We start from the raw sequence: 16,094 nt of genomic DNA, 5'->3' as shown, positions 1-16,094 counted from the left end.
GCGCGGTACCTCGTCGCCGCAGCGGTCGCATTCGGCCATAGTGTGATAACCACTACCACGAAGTGGCAAATAGTTTGCCCGTATGGTCTCAAACTGTGCAATTGTCGTGCTTCTACTCGACTAAATCCCGCCGCTAGTGGACAAACGATCAGCAGCTGTGAGTTGCGCGGTGAATCCCGACAGAGAGCTGCGGCGAGAACCCACTCGAGACGCGCGGATCGATCCGACGGGACAGACCCGCGGCCCGAAATTGTGGCAACCCACAAACGCTTTTGGCCGTACGCGACCTACGTGGCGGCATGTACGTGCGGGACGCGAAAAACAGGGAGGAAGTCTGGCTGCTCGACCACATCGAGTCGATGGGGCTCGACGAGACGGCGTTCCGCTCGCGCGATTACGTCCTCGCCGTCGACGAGGTATCCGACGAGAAGGCCGGCTTCGGCCGAATCCGGATTCACAAGACCGACAGCGAGCGCGAGGACGAACCCGACGAGGTCTGCGAACTGACCAGCATCGGCGTCCTCGAGGAGTGGCGCGGCCAGGGCGTCGGCGCCCACGTCGTCGAACGGCTCGTCGAGTACGCCGGCGATCAGGGGTTCGACACCGTCTACGCGCTGACGGGCGAGGGTGCCTACCTCGCGCAGTTCGGCTTCCGGCGGATCGACGAATCGAAGTTACCGGGACCGCTGCAGGACCGACTCTCGGAGAAGCGCGACGGCGTCGACCCCGAGGCGGTCCCCTACGCGCTCGAGGTGGACCGATTCCGGATGCCCGAGCGGCTCCGCGAGGCGTTCAAGCGGGCCCCGGAGGGCCGCGACGAAGTTTCGAACACGGAGACGCCGGAGGACTTCGGGATCGATCCGGAGTCGACGACGTACAAGTACGATACGGGGCGCTGAGGCGGCGGAGCGTACGGTCGCCTCGAGCGTCGACTCCGGCGGGCAATGCTGGACCGGATATCAATCTTCAAGCCCCGCCCGATCGTAGTGATCTATAATGTTCGATCCCGACGATCTCGAGGCGATCCGGGAGGGCCACGAGGAGTGGGAGGCGGAGTCAGTCGAGCCCGTGGTCGAGCGCTTCGGCGAGCGCAAGGAGACCTTCACCACCGATACGGGCGGTCAGGAGGTAGACCGCCTCTACACGCCAGCCGACGTCGCCGACCTCGACTACGAGGAGGATCTGGGCTACCCGGGCGAACCGCCCTACACCCGAGGCGTCTACTCGACGGGCTACCGCGGCCGGCTGTGGACGATGCGCCAGTACGCCGGCTTCTCGACGCCCGAGGACACCAACGAGCGGTACCACTACCTGCTCGAGCAGGGCCAGACCGGGCTCTCGATGGCCTTCGACCTGCCGACGCAGATGGGGTACGATTCGGACGCGGACATGGCGGCCGGCGAGGTCGGCAAGGCCGGCGTCGCGATCGACTCCTTGGACGACATGGAGACCGTTTTCGACGGCATTCCGCTGGACGAGGTCTCGACGTCGATGACGATCAACGCGCCGGCCTCGGTGCTGCTGGCGATGTACATCGCGGTCGGCGACAAGCAGGGCGTCGACCGCGAGGAACTCCGCGGGACGATTCAAAACGACCTCCTGAAGGAGTACATCGCGCGCAACACCTACATCTACCCGCCCGAGCCCTCGATGCGGATCATCACGGACATCTTCGAGTTCTGCGCCGAGGAGACCCCGAAGTTCAACACCATCTCCATCTCGGGGTATCACATCCGCGAGGCCGGGTCGACGGCGGCCCAGGAACTCGCCTTCACGCTCGGTAACGGCATCGAGTACGTCGAAGCCGCTCTCGACGCGGGATTGGACGTCGACGAGTTCGCCCCCCAGCTTTCCTTCTTCTTCAACGGACACAACAACATCTTCGAGGAAGTGGCGAAATTCAGGGCCGCTCGGCGAATGTGGCACGACATCATGGACGAGCGCTTCGACGCCGACGACCCCAAATCGAAGCAGCTCAAGTTCCACACCCAGACCGCGGGTTCGATGCTGACTGCCCAGCAGATCGAGAACAACGTGGTTCGGGTGGCCTACCAGGCGCTGGCGGCCGTGTTGGGCGGCACCCAGAGCCTCCACACCAACGGGAAGGACGAGGCGCTCGCGCTCCCCACTGAAGAATCCGTCCGAACGGCCCTGCGAACCCAGCAGATCCTCGCCCACGAGTCCGGTGCGGCCGACACCATCGACCCGCTGGCCGGTAGCTACTACGTCGAATCTCTCACCGACGAGGTCGAGCAGGAGGCCTACGAAATCCTCGAGGAAGTCGACGAGCGCGGCGGTATGCTCGAGGCCGTCGAGCAGCAGTGGGTCCAGCGCCAGATCCAGGACACCGCCTTCGACCGCCAGAAAGAGATCGAAGAGAAAGAGCGCATCATCGTCGGCGTCAACGAGTTCGAGGTCGACGAAGATCCAACGGTCGACGTCGAGGAGGTCACCGAGGAGGACCAGCAACGGCAGATCGACAACCTCGAGACGGTTCGCGAGGGTCGGGACGACGAAGCCGTCGACGCGGCGCTCGAGGCGCTGCGCGAAGCGGCCCAGGGTGACGCGAATCTGATGCCGCCGATCATCGAGGCGGTGAAGGCCTACGCGACGGTCGGCGAGATCTGTGACGTGTTGCGCGACGAGTTCGGCGAGTACCAACCCGGCAGTGCGCTGTAGCCTGAACAGCCCTCTGACCGGCGAATACCTCCGAGAAACCGCGGATTAGGGCTCCACAACGCCACCGACCGAAGGGAGTAAAAGTCAGTTACAGCCGGTTGTGTCGGGTGGTTTCCAGCAAAGCCGTTGTTGATCGGAGAACTCGGTGGAACGGTCGGCTCGGTTTATCCGCATATCGCCCGACGGCGGGCCGTGAGCATCACATGAGCGATACGCCAAACGAGCGATCGACGCGCGGTTCCGAATCGGCCGAGGGCTATTCCCCGACCTCCCGTCGCCGCATCCTGCAGGTGGCCGCGGCCGCGGGCGTGGCTGGGGTAGCCAGCCCCGCCCTCGCCCAGTTCGACTCCCAGACGATCGAACTCGGCGGCGAGACGAGCGGCTGGATGGGCGTCGCGCCCGACGCGATCGCCGACGAGACGAACCCGACACTCGAGCTCCAGGAGGGAACGACGTACGAACTCACGTGGGAGAACATCGACGGGGCGCCGCACAACGTCGTCATCGAGAGCGAAGACGGCGAGGAACTCGAGCGCACCGAGATCATGAGTTCGCAGGGCGAGACTCAGACCCTCGAGTTCGAAGCGACGAGCGATATGGCGACGTACTTCTGTGAACCCCATCGGCCGACTATGAACGGTGACATTTCGGTCAGTAGCGGCGACGGCGGCGGCCAGCAGGAAGAACAGGCCGACCAACAGGCGCAGGAAGGGTTCTTCCAGGCGGGTGCCGAGATCGGCCTGCAGACGGTCGCGGACGGGATGACTGCGCCGACGGACTTCGCCGCCGAGGCCGACGGGAACCGGTACTTCGTCGCGGACCAGACGGGCGAACTGTGGGTCGTCGAAGACGGCGACCTGCAGGACGAACCGTTCCTCGACGTCGGCGATCGGATGGTCGAACTCGGGACGTTCCAGGGGCAGTACGCCGACGAGAATCAGGACTACGACGAGCGCGGGCTCCTCGGGGTCGAACTGCACCCCGAATTTTCGGATAACGGCCGCTTTTTCGTCCACTACAGCGCGCCGCCGAACGACGAGACGCCCGACGGCTGGAGCCACGTCGAGGTCGTCTCCGAGTTCCAGGCCGACGACGGGAGCGCCGACCCCGAGTCGGAGCAGGTGCTCATGGCGTTCCAGAAGCCCCAGTACAACCACGACGCCGGGCCGATGGCGTTCGGGCCCGACGGCTACCTCTACGTGCCGATGGGCGACGGCGGCGGTGCGAACGACGACATGCTGGGCCACCTCGACGACTGGTACGACGACAACGAGGGCGGGAACGGCCAGAACATCACCGACACCCTGCTCGGCGGCGTCCACCGGATCGACGTCGACAGCGAGGGCGACGGCGACCGGCCGTACGGCATCCCCGAGGACAACCCGCTGGTCGATTCCGACGAGGGACTCGACGAGTACTACGCGTGGGGCTTTCGCAACCCGTTCGGCATCTCCTTCGACAGCCAGGACCGGCTGTTCGTCTCCGACGCCGGGCAGGACCTCTTCGAGGAGGCCAACATCGTCGAAGCCGGCGGTAACTACGGCTGGAACGTCAAGGAGGGCACCCACTGCTTCAGCACCGACAGTCCCGGCGATCCGCCCGAGGACTGTCCGGACTCGGCGCCCGACGAACCGCCCTACAATGGCCAGGAACTGCAGGACCCCATCGTCGAGTACCCCCACATCTACCAGGAGGAGGTCGTCGGCATCACGATCATCGGCGGCCACGTCTACGAGGCCGGCGATGTCAGCGACCTCGAGGGGAAGTACGTCTTCGGCGACTGGACGTCGGACCCGGCGCGACAGTCGCCGAACGGGCGACTCCTCGCCGCGTCCGAGCGCGAGGGGGACGGCGGCGACGGCACCGAACAGACCGAAGGCGCAGCCCCCGAGGAGTCGGGGACACCCGAGAACGCGACCGAGGATACGCAGGACGAACCGATCAACGAGACCGACGGCAACGAAACGGACGAGAACGGCATCGAAGAGGGCGGGTTCGATAACGCCACGAACGAAACGGGCGACGGCGACGAGACGACGGCCGACATGGGGCAGACCCAGCCGGCGGACGAGGACCAGGTCGTCCCGCGCGACGAACTCTGGGAGATGGAGGAACTCCAGGTCTCGGGCACCGAAGACGGCTCGTTCCCCTACTTCGTCCGCCAGTTCGGGCAGGACGCCGACGGCAACGTCTACGTGCTCGCGAACCAGGAGGGCGTCCCGGAGGGCGACACCGGCGCGGTGATGCAGATCGTGCCGCCCGAGGAGGGCGACGAACTCGAGGCGCCCGAGACGGACGACGCCGACGGCGGTGCCGACGAGCAGGACGTCGAGGACGAGGAGAACGCGACCGAGGACACGCAGGACGAGCCGATCGACGAGACCGACGGCAACGAGACGGCCGACAACGTAACCGACGACAACGCGACGGTCGAGGACGACGGAACGAACGAAACCGACCTGTAGCGACGCCTCGAGAGCCGCGCTCTCGAGTTCTTTTCGACCGGTCGAACGGCCGCCGGCCCGACCTTGATACCGATCGCCGGTGAACGACCGCTATGAGCGACGCCAGCGCTATCGCCACCACGACGGTTTCCGCACGGGGCGCCGAAATCCCGGCGCTCGGATTCGGCACTGCACGGATGACCGGCGACGACTGCCGACAGGCGGTCGAGACCGCCCTCGAGGTCGGCTACCGCCACGTCGATACCGCGCAGATGTACGACAACGAACGGGCCGTCGGCGAGGCCATCGCAAACAGTCCCGTCGACCGCGAGGCAATCTTCGTCGTCACGAAGGTCCACCCCGACAACGCCGCCTTCGACGACGTCCTCGAGACGACCCGCGCGAGCCTCGAGCGCCTGGGACTGTCGACCGTCGACCTGCTTCTGTTACACGCCCCCAGCGACCGAGCGCCGCTCGAGGAGACGATCGACGCGATGAACGAACTCCAAGCGGACGGCGCCGTCGATCACATCGGCGTCAGCAACTTCTCCGTCGGGCAACTCGAGGACGCGATCGCCCTCTCGCAGACGCCGATCGTCGCCAACCAGGTGAAGTACCACCCCTACCACCACCAGGACGATCTCCTCGAGTACTGCGTCGAAAACGACGTCTGCCTGACGGCGTACAGCCCGCTCGCGGAGGGCGCCGTACCGGGCGACGATCGGCTCGCGGAGATAGGGGCGGAGTACGGCAAATCCGCCGCCCAGGTCGCCCTGCGCTGGCTGCTCCAGCAGCCGTCGGTCGCACCAATTCCGAAAGCGGCGAGCCGCGAACACATCGAGGCGAACGCGGACGTCTTCGACTTCGAACTTTCCGAGGAGGAGATGGCGGCCGTCACCGAGGTCGGCGACGGCGTCTGGGATCGGCTGGCCGTCAAACTCGGCCTACGGTGACCGATCGCGGAGCAGTCCGTCGCCGCTCGAGCGATTGGGGCGGCGCTACCCTACCCGCACGCAGCGACCCCCACGATATTTGTCACCGATCGACGAATCTCTCAGCCATGCAGTTCGATCACGCCGGCATCGCGACCGACGAGGCGGCCGAACTCGCCGACCAGTACGAAACCCTGTTCGACCTCGAGATCGCCCACGAGGAGACGTTCGACGGCATGCGCGTCGTCTTCCTCGACTGCGGGAACGGCTACCTGGAACTCCTCGAGCCGCTCGAGGACGGGACGATCGCGCGGTACCTCGACGACCGCGGGCCGGGGATTCACCACCTCGCGCTCGCGACCGACGACATCGAGGGTGCGCTCGAGCGAGCGCGCGAGAACGACGTGCGACTCGTCGACGAGGAGCCGCGACCGGGCGCGTGGGGACATACGGTCGCCTTTCTCCACCCGGCGGATACGGGCGGCGTACTGATCGAATTCGTCGAGCATTGAGCGCCACCCGCGATCGGCAGCGACTCGTCCGCCGCAGCTAACGGATCGTCACGAGGGTGGCCGTAGCGACCGATCGCCGGGAACGGCGATAGTCAGATACTCGATACTGAAAATCGAGAGGACGGACGGCGCACGAAACGCTTACTGAGTTGTCGAGTAATCTTTTCCTGTAACCTTTCGGGTACGTTGCACAGCCGGTCCGGGTCCGGGTCCGGGTCTGGTTACCCGAAGCTCTCGATCAGCGCCTCGTCCGAATCGCCGCCGGCCTCGTCGATGGACTCGGCGACGAACGTGACGAACTCGTCGAACCCGAACGCGTAGATCCGGCCGTCGTCGACGTGGGCTTCGATCGCGGCTGCGAGGGCCTCGTCAGCATCGTCGTCGACGGTCGTGACCGCTGCGCCGTCGTCCTCGAGCGCCTCGAGGCGCTCGCGGTGTGCCGGCTCGTCGTCCTGATAGATGACGACCGCCTCGTGACCCGCGTCGCGGGCTGCCTCGGCGATCGCGACTGCGGGGCCGACGCCGGGCCCACCCGCGATCGCGACGACGTCGGCGTCTCGCTCGTAGGTGATCGCCCCGTAGGGGCCGTCGATGTAGACGGTCTCGCCGCCCTCGAGGTCGGCGAGCCAGGGCGAGAGGTCGCCGTCGGGATCGACGCCGACCGTGATCTCGAACGTGTCGTCGACAGCCGGCGAGGAGAGCGTGTAGTGGCGTTCGACGACCTCGTCGTCGGCGTCGTCCGTGCCGTCAGGACTCGCCCGAAGCAGGACGAACTGGCCCGGCAGCGCATCGAACGCGTCGGGCGTCTCGAGTTCGAGCGCGACGGTGTCCGGACCGACGTCGCGTACCGATTCGACGGTTACTGGGGTCCCATCCATACGACGGCGTTCGGGCGGGGGTCGAAAAGGCGTTCCGTTCGCGGTCGTTTCGTCCGGCCCGACAGGTTCGTCCGGCCCGTCGGGTCCGTCGTTCCAGCCGATTCTGACGGGGCCGAGCGAACGGAACCGTAGACAGTCGAGGACCAGACATATCAGCCTCCGTTGGGGTGACCCGGTGAGGGTTTCAGAAGCCTTTTCATTTACTGGAGGCAAGGTGCGGCATAACATGGCTGAGGACCTCAACTGGGCGGTCGGAGGCGAGGCCGGAGACGGTATCGACTCCACCGGAAAAATCTTTGCTCAGGCCCTGTCCAGAGCCGGGCGACACGTGTTCACCTCGAAGGACTTCGCGTCGCGGATCCGCGGCGGCTACACCGCCTACAAGATCCGCACGTCGGTCGATCGCGTCCAAAGCGTCGTCGACCGACTCGATATTCTCGTCGCGCTGACACAGCGGACGATCGACGAGAATCTGGACGAACTCCACGAGGAGAGCGCCATCATCTACGACGGCGAACGCTCCTGGGAAGCCGACATCCCCGACGAGATGACGGCGGTCGACGTTCCGCTGAAGTCGCTGGCCGAAGACGCCGGCGGCGCGATCATGCGCAACATCGTCGCGCTCGGGGCCGCCTGTGAGATCACCAACTTCGACGTCGAGTACCTCGACGAAGCCCTCGAGAAGCGCTTCGGCGGCAAGGGCTCGAAAATCGTCGAGAACAACAAGGAAGCCGCTCGCCTCGGCCAGCAGTACGTCCAGGAGAACTACGATCTGGATCTCGACTACGATCTCGATACGACCGACGAGGACTACGTCCTGCTGAACGGGAACGAAGCGATCGGGATGGGCGCGCTCGCGGCCGGCTGCCGGTTCTACGCAGGCTACCCGATCACGCCCGCGACCTCCATCATGGAGTACCTGACCGGCCGGATCGAGGACTACGGCGGTCACGTCGTCCAGGCCGAGGACGAACTCTCGGCGATCAACATGGCCCTGGGCGCCGCACGCAGCGGCGCACGAGCGATGACCGCGACTTCGGGTGCGGGGATCGACCTCATGACCGAAACCTTCGGCCTCGTCGCCCAGAGCGAGACGCCGCTCGTCATCACCGACGTCCAGCGCTCGGGTCCGTCGACCGGGATGCCGACCAAGCAGGAACAGGGCGACCTCAACATGGCGCTGTACGGCGGTCACGGCGAGATCCCGCGGTTCGTCGTCACGCCGACGTCGATCGCCGAGTGTTTCTGGAAGACCATCGAGGCGTTCAACCTCGCCGAGAAGTACCAGATTCCGGTCTTCCTCGTGTCGGACCTGGCGATGTCGGTCACGGAACAGACGTTCCGGCCCGAAACCTTCGACATGGACGAAGTCGAGATCGACCGCGGCAAGCTGGTCGACGAGGACGAAGTCGACGAGTGGCTCGACGCCCAGGGCCGATTCCGCGCCCACGCCGTCACCGAGGACGGCGTCAGCCCCCGTGCCATCCCCGGCACCACCGACGGCGCTCACATGTCCACCGGCCTCGAGCACGACGAGCTCGGCCGCCGGACCGAGGACGAGGACGAGCGCGTCCAGCAGGTCGACAAGCGCTACCGCAAGGTCGAAACCGCCGAGGAACAGGAGGACTGGGACTACCGCGAGTTCGGCGATTCCGACGCCGACAACCTCGTCATCTCCTGGGGATCGAACGAGGGCGCACTGCGGGAAGCGCTCGAGTACCTCGAGGAGGACGACATCGACCTGCGCGTGATCTCGGTGCCCTACATCTTCCCGCGTCCGGACCTCTCCGACGAGATCGAGGCTGCCGACGAGGTCATCGTCGTCGAGTGTAACGCGACGGGACAGTTCGCGGACCTGCTCGAGCACGACGCACTTACCCGTCTCAAGCGCATTAACAAGTACACCGGCGTCCGCTTCAAGGCGGACGAACTCGCCGAACAGATCACCGACAAACTCTCCGCGGAGGTGCCTGCACAATGAGCTCCGACGTTCGATTCACCGACTTCAAATCCGACAAGCAACCCACCTGGTGTCCCGGCTGCGGGGACTTCGGGACGATGAACGGCATGATGAAAGCCCTCGCCGAGACCGGCAACGACCCCGACAACACGTTCGTGGTCGCCGGGATCGGCTGTTCCGGCAAGATCGGGACCTACATGCACAGCTACGCGCTGCACGGGGTCCACGGTCGCGCGCTCCCGGTCGGCCAGGGCGTCAAGATGGCCCGCCCCGACATCGAAGTGATGGTCGCCGGCGGCGACGGCGACGGCTACTCGATCGGTGCCGGCCACTTCGTCCACGCCGTCCGCCGGAACGTCGACATGACCTACGTCGTCATGGACAACCGCATCTACGGCCTGACGAAGGGCCAGGCCTCGCCGACCTCGCGGTCTGACTTCGAGACCTCGACGACCCCCGAGGGGCCCAAACAGCCGCCGGTCAACCCGCTCGCACTGGCGCTGGCTTCGGGCGCCTCCTTCATCGCCCAGTCCTTTAGCTCGGACGCGCTGCGCCACCAGGAGATCGTCCAGGAGGCCATCGAGCACGACGGCTTCGGCTTCGTCAACGTCTTCAGCCCCTGCGTCACGTTCAACGACGTCGACACCTACGACTACTTCCGCGACAACCTCGTGGACCTGCAGGAAGACGAAGACCACGACCCCAACGACTACGAGGCCGCCAAGGAAGTCATCCTCGACAGCGACAAGGAGTACCAGGGCGTGATGTACAAGGACGAGAACTCGGTGCCGTACCACGAGAAACACGGCGTCACCGAGGACATGTCCGAGATTCCCGAGGGTGCGCCCGACGACGCGATGGACCTCGTTCGCGAGTTCTACTGAGCGTCGCCACCGCCACCGTTCGCGGTCCCGTTTTTACGTCGATTCTTCGGTTCGCGGTTCGATTTCGACGCCCTCGAGCGAGACTGGCGAGTCCCGTTGCTGTGCAGGGATTACGGAGTGGGCGGGGAAAGAATCCAACAGCGTCAGTGTGACTTAGACTTAGACCGAGTGCTCGTCAGTGCGGCTTAGACCGGGTGTTCGACCGACTCCATCAGCACCTCGACGTTCGCCGACTCCTCGGCGAACGGTTTCGGGTGGCTCCCGACGAGGATCAGCAGGTCCTCCTCGTGGGCGAACGACGCCAGCGAAATTTCGACCTCGACCGTGCGGCCGTTGTACTCGGTTTCACCGGAGAAGACGTCGACCTCGCGGCCGGCGCCCAGGATATCGAGGCCGAACGACTCCTCGTGACCGATGTTCTTGACCGAGCCGAAGTCGTCGCCCGCGCGGTTCATGACCTCCTCGAGCAGCTCCTCGTTGCTCATGTTCTCGATCGGGTTGAACGAGCGGCCGGCGACTTCGATCGCGGGAATCGAGACGGCCGCGAAGACACTCGCGTCGATCGTCTCGCCCTGAAGGTTGCGCGCCTTCGAGTACAGCGAGAGCCACATCGAGGCGCGCACGTCGCGTTCGACGCCGGCCTGAATCGTCTCGTCGATCGACTGCTCTTCGACCTGGGTTTCCTCGTAGCCCGTCTCCGCGAGCGCCGCGTCGGTCGGTGCGGCGCGTCGGGCGTCGAACTCGAGGGGCCCGTTCCCGAGAACGAAGTCGAGACAACCGGCGGTCAGTGCGAGCGCACCCGTCGTGCCCGCGGCGAGTAGCGAACGGCGAGAGGGAGTCATGCTCGAGTAGTTCGACAGGAGCCGTATATTAGTTGCGGCTTCTGTGATTTCGTAGTCAAGACGGTTTCTATCGCCTGATTATCACGTAGTGCGAACGGTCTCGATTCGGCGCTGAGACGAACACAGCAAGCGTTATCGGGATCGACTGCGCGGGTGTAGCATATGACGGAGTTCTCACAGCGGGTCGAACAGGTGTCGATCAGCGGCATCCGAGAGGTGTTCGAGGCCGCGGGCGACGACGCGATCAACCTCGGGCTGGGTCAGCCCGACTTCCCGACGCCCGCCCACGCCCGACGCGGGGCGATCGAGGCGATCGAGAACGGGCTGACCGACGCCTACACCTCCAACAAGGGGACGAAGAGCCTCCGCGAGGCCATCGCCGCGAAGTACGACCGCGACTACGGCCTCGAGATCGAACCCCGCGACATCATCGCCACCGCGGGCGGCAGCGAGGCCCTGCACATCGCGCTCGAGGCCCACGTCGACTCCGGCGAAGAGGTAATCTTCCCCGATCCGGGGTTCGTCTCCTACGACGCGCTGACGAAACTCGCCGGCGGGACGCCGAAGCCGGTCGGTCTGCGCGAGGATCTGACGCTCGATCCCGCCACAGTCGAAGAGAACATCACCGAGGATACTGCGGCGTTCGTCGTCAACAGCCCCGCCAACCCGACGGGCGCGGTCCAGAGCGAGGACGACGTGCGCGAGTTCGCCCGCATCGCCGACGAACACGACGTGCTCTGTATTTCCGACGAGGTCTACGAGAAGATCGTCTTCGACGGCGTTCACCGCTCGCCGATGGAGTTCGCCGAGACGGACAACGTGGTCGTCGTCAGCGCCTGCTCGAAGACCTATTCGATGACCGGTTGGCGACTGGGCTGGGTCGTCGGCTCCAATCGCCGCATCGAGCGGATGCTTCGGGTCCACCAGTACGGCCAAGCCTGCGCCTCCGCGCCGGCCCAGTACGCCGCCGAAGCTGCGCTGACCGGGCCGCAGGATCCCGTCGACGAGATGGTCGACGCCTTCGAAGAACGGCGCGACGTCGTCCTCGACGGCCTCGAGGACGCCGGGCTCGAGGTGCCGACGCCGGAGGGGGCGTTCTACGCGATGCCGAAGGTTCCCGAGGGGTGGGTCGACGAAGTGCTCGAGCGCGGCGTGGTCGTCGTCCCCGGCGACGCCTTCGGCGCGAACGGCGAGGGGTACGCGCGACTGTCGTACGCGACCGGAATGGAGGATCTGAAGGAAGCCCTCGAGATCATGGACGACGCGACGCGGGCCGTCCGCTAAGAGTCGAACGCCGCCACAATTGGGGAGTTGGGGCGCAACAACGCGCGCGCTACAGGTCGCCGGTGACGATATCCGCCACGCGCTGTCGGTCAAACAGTTGCTCGCCGCCGAACTCCTCGGGGTACTGATCGCGGGCCAGCATCTCCGTCTGGAAGAGGTTCGTGATCGGCCCCTGTTCGGCCGTGCCGGCGGGGTACACCGCGTCGTTCTGGACCGCGGTGAGTTGTTGCCCGGTCGACCCCTCCTCCATCGGCCGGACGTACGTCTCGTAGAACTCCGACTCCGAGTGCGTGATCCCCCAGTGGATGAACAGTTGATCCGGATCGTACTCGAGGAGCGTTTCGTAGTCGACTTTCCCGTGCTCGCCTGTTTCGGCGCCCTCGAACGCGTTCTTGATTCCCAGGTCGCGGTACTGTTTCATCTCGTACCCCGCATCGGCGATGTCCATCACGTAGAACGTCCCGTTGGCCGGATCGGAACCGCCGTTGAGCAGTCCGATCGCCGGCCGTTCGTCTTCCGGCGGGAGCCGCGCGTCGATCGTCTCGAGCATCTCGTCGTGCAGCGTCGCGAACGCTTCGTAGCGCTCTTCGCGCTGGAAGAGTTTCGCGACCGTCTCGAAGGCCTCGTAGAGCGTGTAGAACTCGTAGTCGTCTCCCCAGGCGTCGTCGCGCTCTCGCCGGATGAAGTTCCCGAAGAACGGTGCGACGTTCTGGTCGATTTCCGCCGTCTCGTCGTCGGACCAGTCGAAATAGACGCGCGGCAGATTCGGGTCCATCAGGTGGACGTCCGCGTCGATTTCGTAGAACACCTCCTTGTCGACGGCGTCACCACCGCCGCGAATGTCGACGACGCCGTCCCCGGCGGTCGGGAACGAGACACCGGGTAACTGCTCGTAGAACAGTTCGTTGAGCCGGTCGACGGCGCCGTACCCGAGGTCCGTCGCGGCCAGTCGGTCGCCGACGCCGAGCGCGACGCCCATCTCGGCCCAGGCTTCCTTGTAGGTGACGTACGTTTCGGGGACCTCGTCGAACTCGAGGCAGCCGGCGGGTTCCATGCACACCTCGTAGGCGCTCGAGTCGCCCGCGTCGTCTTCGCCGTCGGCTGCTGCGGTCGACTCGGCGTCGGAGTCGGATTCGGCGCCAGTACACCCGGCGAGCAGTCCGCCGGCGAGTATCGCACCGCCGTACTCGACCATGTCTCTCCGCGTCGTCCCGGCTGCGTCGTTCTCGTCGCTCATCTTAGAGCTCACCTGCGACGATCTCCTCGACTCGTTCGTGATCGAACAGCCGTTCGTCCTCGTCGAAGTCGGGGTAGCTGTCGCCCGGTTCGTATCGGGGCCACTCGCCGAACTGGTCTGGATAGAGCTGTTTCGCCGTCATCTCGAGCTGCAACAGCGTCTGAATCGGCCCCTGGAACGACTGCCCCGAAGCGTAGAATCGGTCGTTCTGGATCGCCGTTAGCTTCTGTCCGAGGGGGTGGTCCTCGAGCGTGTCCGTGATCTCTCCCCAGTCGTAAAACGGCGTCACGGCGAAGTTGTGCAGAATCACGTCGGGATCAACCTCGAGCATGCCTTCGAAGTCGTAGGCGGCCTCGTAGTTCTCCGCGTAGGTTTTGTTGCTGTCGGCGAACGCGTCGCGGGCCTCGAGCGGGCGGACGTGTGCCTTGCCGAAGCCGGGGCCCGTGATTCGGTAGGGGTGGAACTGGTCGTCGTAGTAGGTTACCAGTCCGACCGTCGGCCGTTCGTTCGCCGGCGGCAGGTTCGCACGGATCGTGCCGTACATGTCGTCGTACACCTCCTGTAGCGCCGCGAATCGTTCTTCCTCCTGGAACACCTGCGCGACCTTCTCGGTGAGTTCCCAGATGGTGTAAAACTGGTAGTCCGCCGCCCACTCCTCGGGCGGACTGGCGTGCTGTCGACTGTACCTGTTCGCGAACCAGGGGCCGACGTTGTCGCGAATTTCGTCGGTGTCGTCTTTCGACCAGCCGTCGAACGTCGAGGTCCAGGCCGGATCCATCAGGTGGACGTCGCTGTCCAGTTCGTAGAGGACCTCTTTGTCGAACGACCCGTTGGAAAACAGCTCCGTCAGTCCCTCCGCGTCGAAGTCGACACCCTCGAGCGGATCGAAGAAATACGAGAGCGTCTCCCCGTAGTCGGCGAAGCCGATCGAGTTGAGCGACTCGTCGTGGCCGAGCGCGACGAGCATGTCCGCGTACTGCGGACTGTAGGACATTACGTCGGTCGGCACCTCCTCGAACGTGACCTCGCCGACGGGCGAGATCTCGACTGAATAGTCGCTGTCGTCGTCCGTTTCGACGTCGACGGACGAGTTCCCTTCTGATTCAGGACCGGTACAGCCGGCGAGCAACCCGCCGGCCGCGACCGTGCCGCCGTACCGCATGTATCGTCGCCGCGTTATGCTGTCCCGTCGTGATTCATCGGGCATGGGAATTAGGCTCGCCTAAAACAATAAAGGATTTTCGAATCTTAGGCGCGCCTAAAAACTGAACGACAGGAATTTGCGGCGCAGAAACGGCTCTGGACTGCCCTCTCGCTGATCGAGCCCCGTATACGTCCACGCCACTGTCAGCGGTGGACTGGGTATCTCGAGTACATCGATGGCGCAGTTATTGCGAGACCTGCCAGAGATCGGTCGATCGTCGATCGTCCGACACCGATTTATACGGTGCTGTAGCGCGTACGACGACCGAGATGCGCGCTGTACGCCTTCACGAACACGGCGGTTCGGACGTACTGCAGGTCGAAGAAGTCGATCGTCCCGAACCTGACGACGACGAACTGCTCGTTGCGGTCGCTGCGGCGGGGGTCAACCCCGTCGACACCTACTTCCGCGACGGGTCGTACGACCCGGTCGACGTCCCGTTCACGCCCGGCGTCGATTTCGCGGGCACCGTCGCGGCAACGGGTGATGCAGTCGAGACCTTCTCCGAAGGCGACCGCGTCTACGGAACCGGCATCGGCAACGGCTCGTATCAGGGCGCGTACGCCGAATACGCGACGGTCCCGACGGACCGCGTCGTCGCGCTCCCCGACGGCGCGGACCTCACCAAAGCCGGCGCGGCGGGCGTCGTCGCCGTCACCGCCTGGCGCGCCCTGATCGATCACGCGGACCTCGAGCCCGCCGAGTACTGCCTGGTCCACGGCGGCTCCGGCGGCGTCGGCCACGCCGCCGTCCAGATCGCCGACGCGGTGAGCGCTCGCGTCATCACCACCGCCGCCGAGGAGTACCACGACGACCTCGAGGCGATGGGCGCCGACACCGTTCTGGATTACGCTCGCGACGACCTCGCGGATGCCGTCCTCGAGGCCAGCGACGGCGGGGTCGACGTCGTCCTCGACCACCGGCTGGACGACTACCTGCAGTTCGACGCGGACGTGGCCGCAACGGGCGCCCGCGTGGTCGGCATCGGCGAGAACAGCCCCGATCCAGGCTTTACGAACGACGGCGCCGCCCGCTCGAAGGACGTCAGCTACCAGTTCATGAGTATGTTCAACACGCCGGATCTCCGGGTGCCGCTGCGCGGCGTCGCCCACCTCATGGACGCCGGCCGACTCTCGATCGAGCTCGACGAGCGGTACGACCTCGAGGACGCCGGCGAGGCCCAGCGGGCGGTCATGGAGGACAGCGTCTTCGGGAAACTCGTCCTCGAGCCCTGAGGA

Annotated in this window: 13 protein-coding genes; 9 read left to right on the top strand and 4 right to left on the bottom strand. The window is 65.4% G+C overall.

Features of this window, described 5'->3' with window-relative positions; translation table 11 throughout:
- The first annotated feature begins 299 nt into the window (after positions 1–299).
- The 5 genes from ATJ93_RS09315 to mce all read left to right on the top strand — a co-directional run bounded on the left by ATJ93_RS09315 (position 300) and on the right by mce (position 6,567).
- The gene (locus ATJ93_RS09315; protein WP_120244379.1) at positions 300–899 is read left to right on the top strand and encodes a GNAT family N-acetyltransferase; all 600 of its coding nucleotides are present in this window, start codon (positions 300–302) and stop codon (positions 897–899) included.
- Positions 900–996: 97 nt separating this feature from the next.
- Positions 997–2,679, top strand: a complete 1,683-nt coding sequence (locus tag ATJ93_RS09310) for an acyl-CoA mutase large subunit family protein (RefSeq protein WP_120244378.1) — start codon at positions 997–999, stop codon at positions 2,677–2,679.
- A 203-nt stretch (positions 2,680–2,882) separates the two neighbouring features.
- Positions 2,883–5,144 (top strand): PQQ-dependent sugar dehydrogenase, encoded by a 2,262-nt coding sequence (locus ATJ93_RS09305; RefSeq protein WP_120244377.1) that lies wholly within the window; start codon positions 2,883–2,885, stop codon positions 5,142–5,144.
- A 92-nt stretch (positions 5,145–5,236) separates the two neighbouring features.
- On the top strand, positions 5,237–6,076 hold the full coding sequence (locus ATJ93_RS09300) for an aldo/keto reductase (protein WP_120244376.1): 840 nt from the start codon (positions 5,237–5,239) through the stop codon (positions 6,074–6,076).
- A 107-nt stretch (positions 6,077–6,183) separates the two neighbouring features.
- Entirely contained in the window at positions 6,184–6,567 is a 384-nt protein-coding gene (gene mce / locus ATJ93_RS09295; protein ID WP_120244375.1) for a methylmalonyl-CoA epimerase, read from the top strand.
- A 221-nt stretch (positions 6,568–6,788) separates the two neighbouring features.
- Here mce and ATJ93_RS09290 read toward each other — a convergent pair whose 3' ends face one another.
- The gene (locus ATJ93_RS09290) at positions 6,789–7,445 is read right to left on the bottom strand and encodes a ferredoxin--NADP reductase (protein WP_120244374.1); all 657 of its coding nucleotides are present in this window, start codon (positions 7,443–7,445) and stop codon (positions 6,789–6,791) included.
- 226 nt (positions 7,446–7,671) lie between these two features.
- Between ATJ93_RS09290 and ATJ93_RS09285 the strand changes: the two genes are divergently transcribed.
- Positions 7,672–9,426: a 2-oxoacid:acceptor oxidoreductase subunit alpha gene (locus ATJ93_RS09285; protein ID WP_120244373.1), complete on the top strand. Its 1,755-nt coding sequence runs from the start codon at positions 7,672–7,674 to the stop codon at positions 9,424–9,426.
- Positions 9,423–10,289 carry a 2-oxoacid:ferredoxin oxidoreductase subunit beta gene (locus ATJ93_RS09280; RefSeq protein ID WP_120244372.1) on the top strand — a complete coding sequence of 289 codons (867 nt, stop codon included), beginning with the start codon at positions 9,423–9,425 and terminating at the stop codon, positions 10,287–10,289. Before ATJ93_RS09285 ends, ATJ93_RS09280 begins: the two co-directional genes overlap by 4 nt.
- Positions 10,290–10,474: 185 nt before the next feature.
- Here ATJ93_RS09280 and ATJ93_RS09275 read toward each other — a convergent pair whose 3' ends face one another.
- The gene (locus ATJ93_RS09275) at positions 10,475–11,131 is read right to left on the bottom strand and encodes a DUF6517 family protein (RefSeq protein ID WP_120244371.1); all 657 of its coding nucleotides are present in this window, start codon (positions 11,129–11,131) and stop codon (positions 10,475–10,477) included.
- Between the two features lie 162 nt (positions 11,132–11,293).
- Between ATJ93_RS09275 and ATJ93_RS09270 the strand changes: the two genes are divergently transcribed.
- Positions 11,294–12,415 carry a pyridoxal phosphate-dependent aminotransferase gene (locus ATJ93_RS09270; RefSeq protein WP_120244370.1) on the top strand — a complete coding sequence of 374 codons (1,122 nt, stop codon included), beginning with the start codon at positions 11,294–11,296 and terminating at the stop codon, positions 12,413–12,415.
- A 49-nt stretch (positions 12,416–12,464) separates the two neighbouring features.
- Here the strand turns inward: ATJ93_RS09270 and ATJ93_RS09265 are convergent, their stop codons facing one another.
- Together ATJ93_RS09265 and ATJ93_RS09260 are read right to left on the bottom strand one after the other, a co-directional pair.
- On the bottom strand, positions 12,465–13,652 hold the full coding sequence (locus ATJ93_RS09265; RefSeq protein ID WP_120244369.1) for an ABC transporter substrate-binding protein: 1,188 nt from the start codon (positions 13,650–13,652) through the stop codon (positions 12,465–12,467).
- A gap of 1 nt (position 13,653) precedes the next feature.
- Positions 13,654–14,859 (bottom strand): ABC transporter substrate-binding protein, encoded by a 1,206-nt coding sequence (locus ATJ93_RS09260; RefSeq protein ID WP_120244368.1) that lies wholly within the window; start codon positions 14,857–14,859, stop codon positions 13,654–13,656.
- A gap of 266 nt (positions 14,860–15,125) precedes the next feature.
- Between ATJ93_RS09260 and ATJ93_RS09255 the strand changes: the two genes are divergently transcribed.
- Entirely contained in the window at positions 15,126–16,091 is a 966-nt protein-coding gene (locus tag ATJ93_RS09255; protein WP_120244367.1) for an NADPH:quinone reductase, read from the top strand.
- The last annotated feature ends 3 nt before the right edge of the window (positions 16,092–16,094 follow it).

It is taken from the genome of Halopiger aswanensis (genome assembly GCF_003610195.1).
In the GTDB taxonomy this organism is placed as follows: domain Archaea; phylum Halobacteriota; class Halobacteria; order Halobacteriales; family Natrialbaceae; genus Halopiger; species Halopiger aswanensis.
This window is presented reverse-complemented; position numbering and strand designations above follow the sequence as displayed.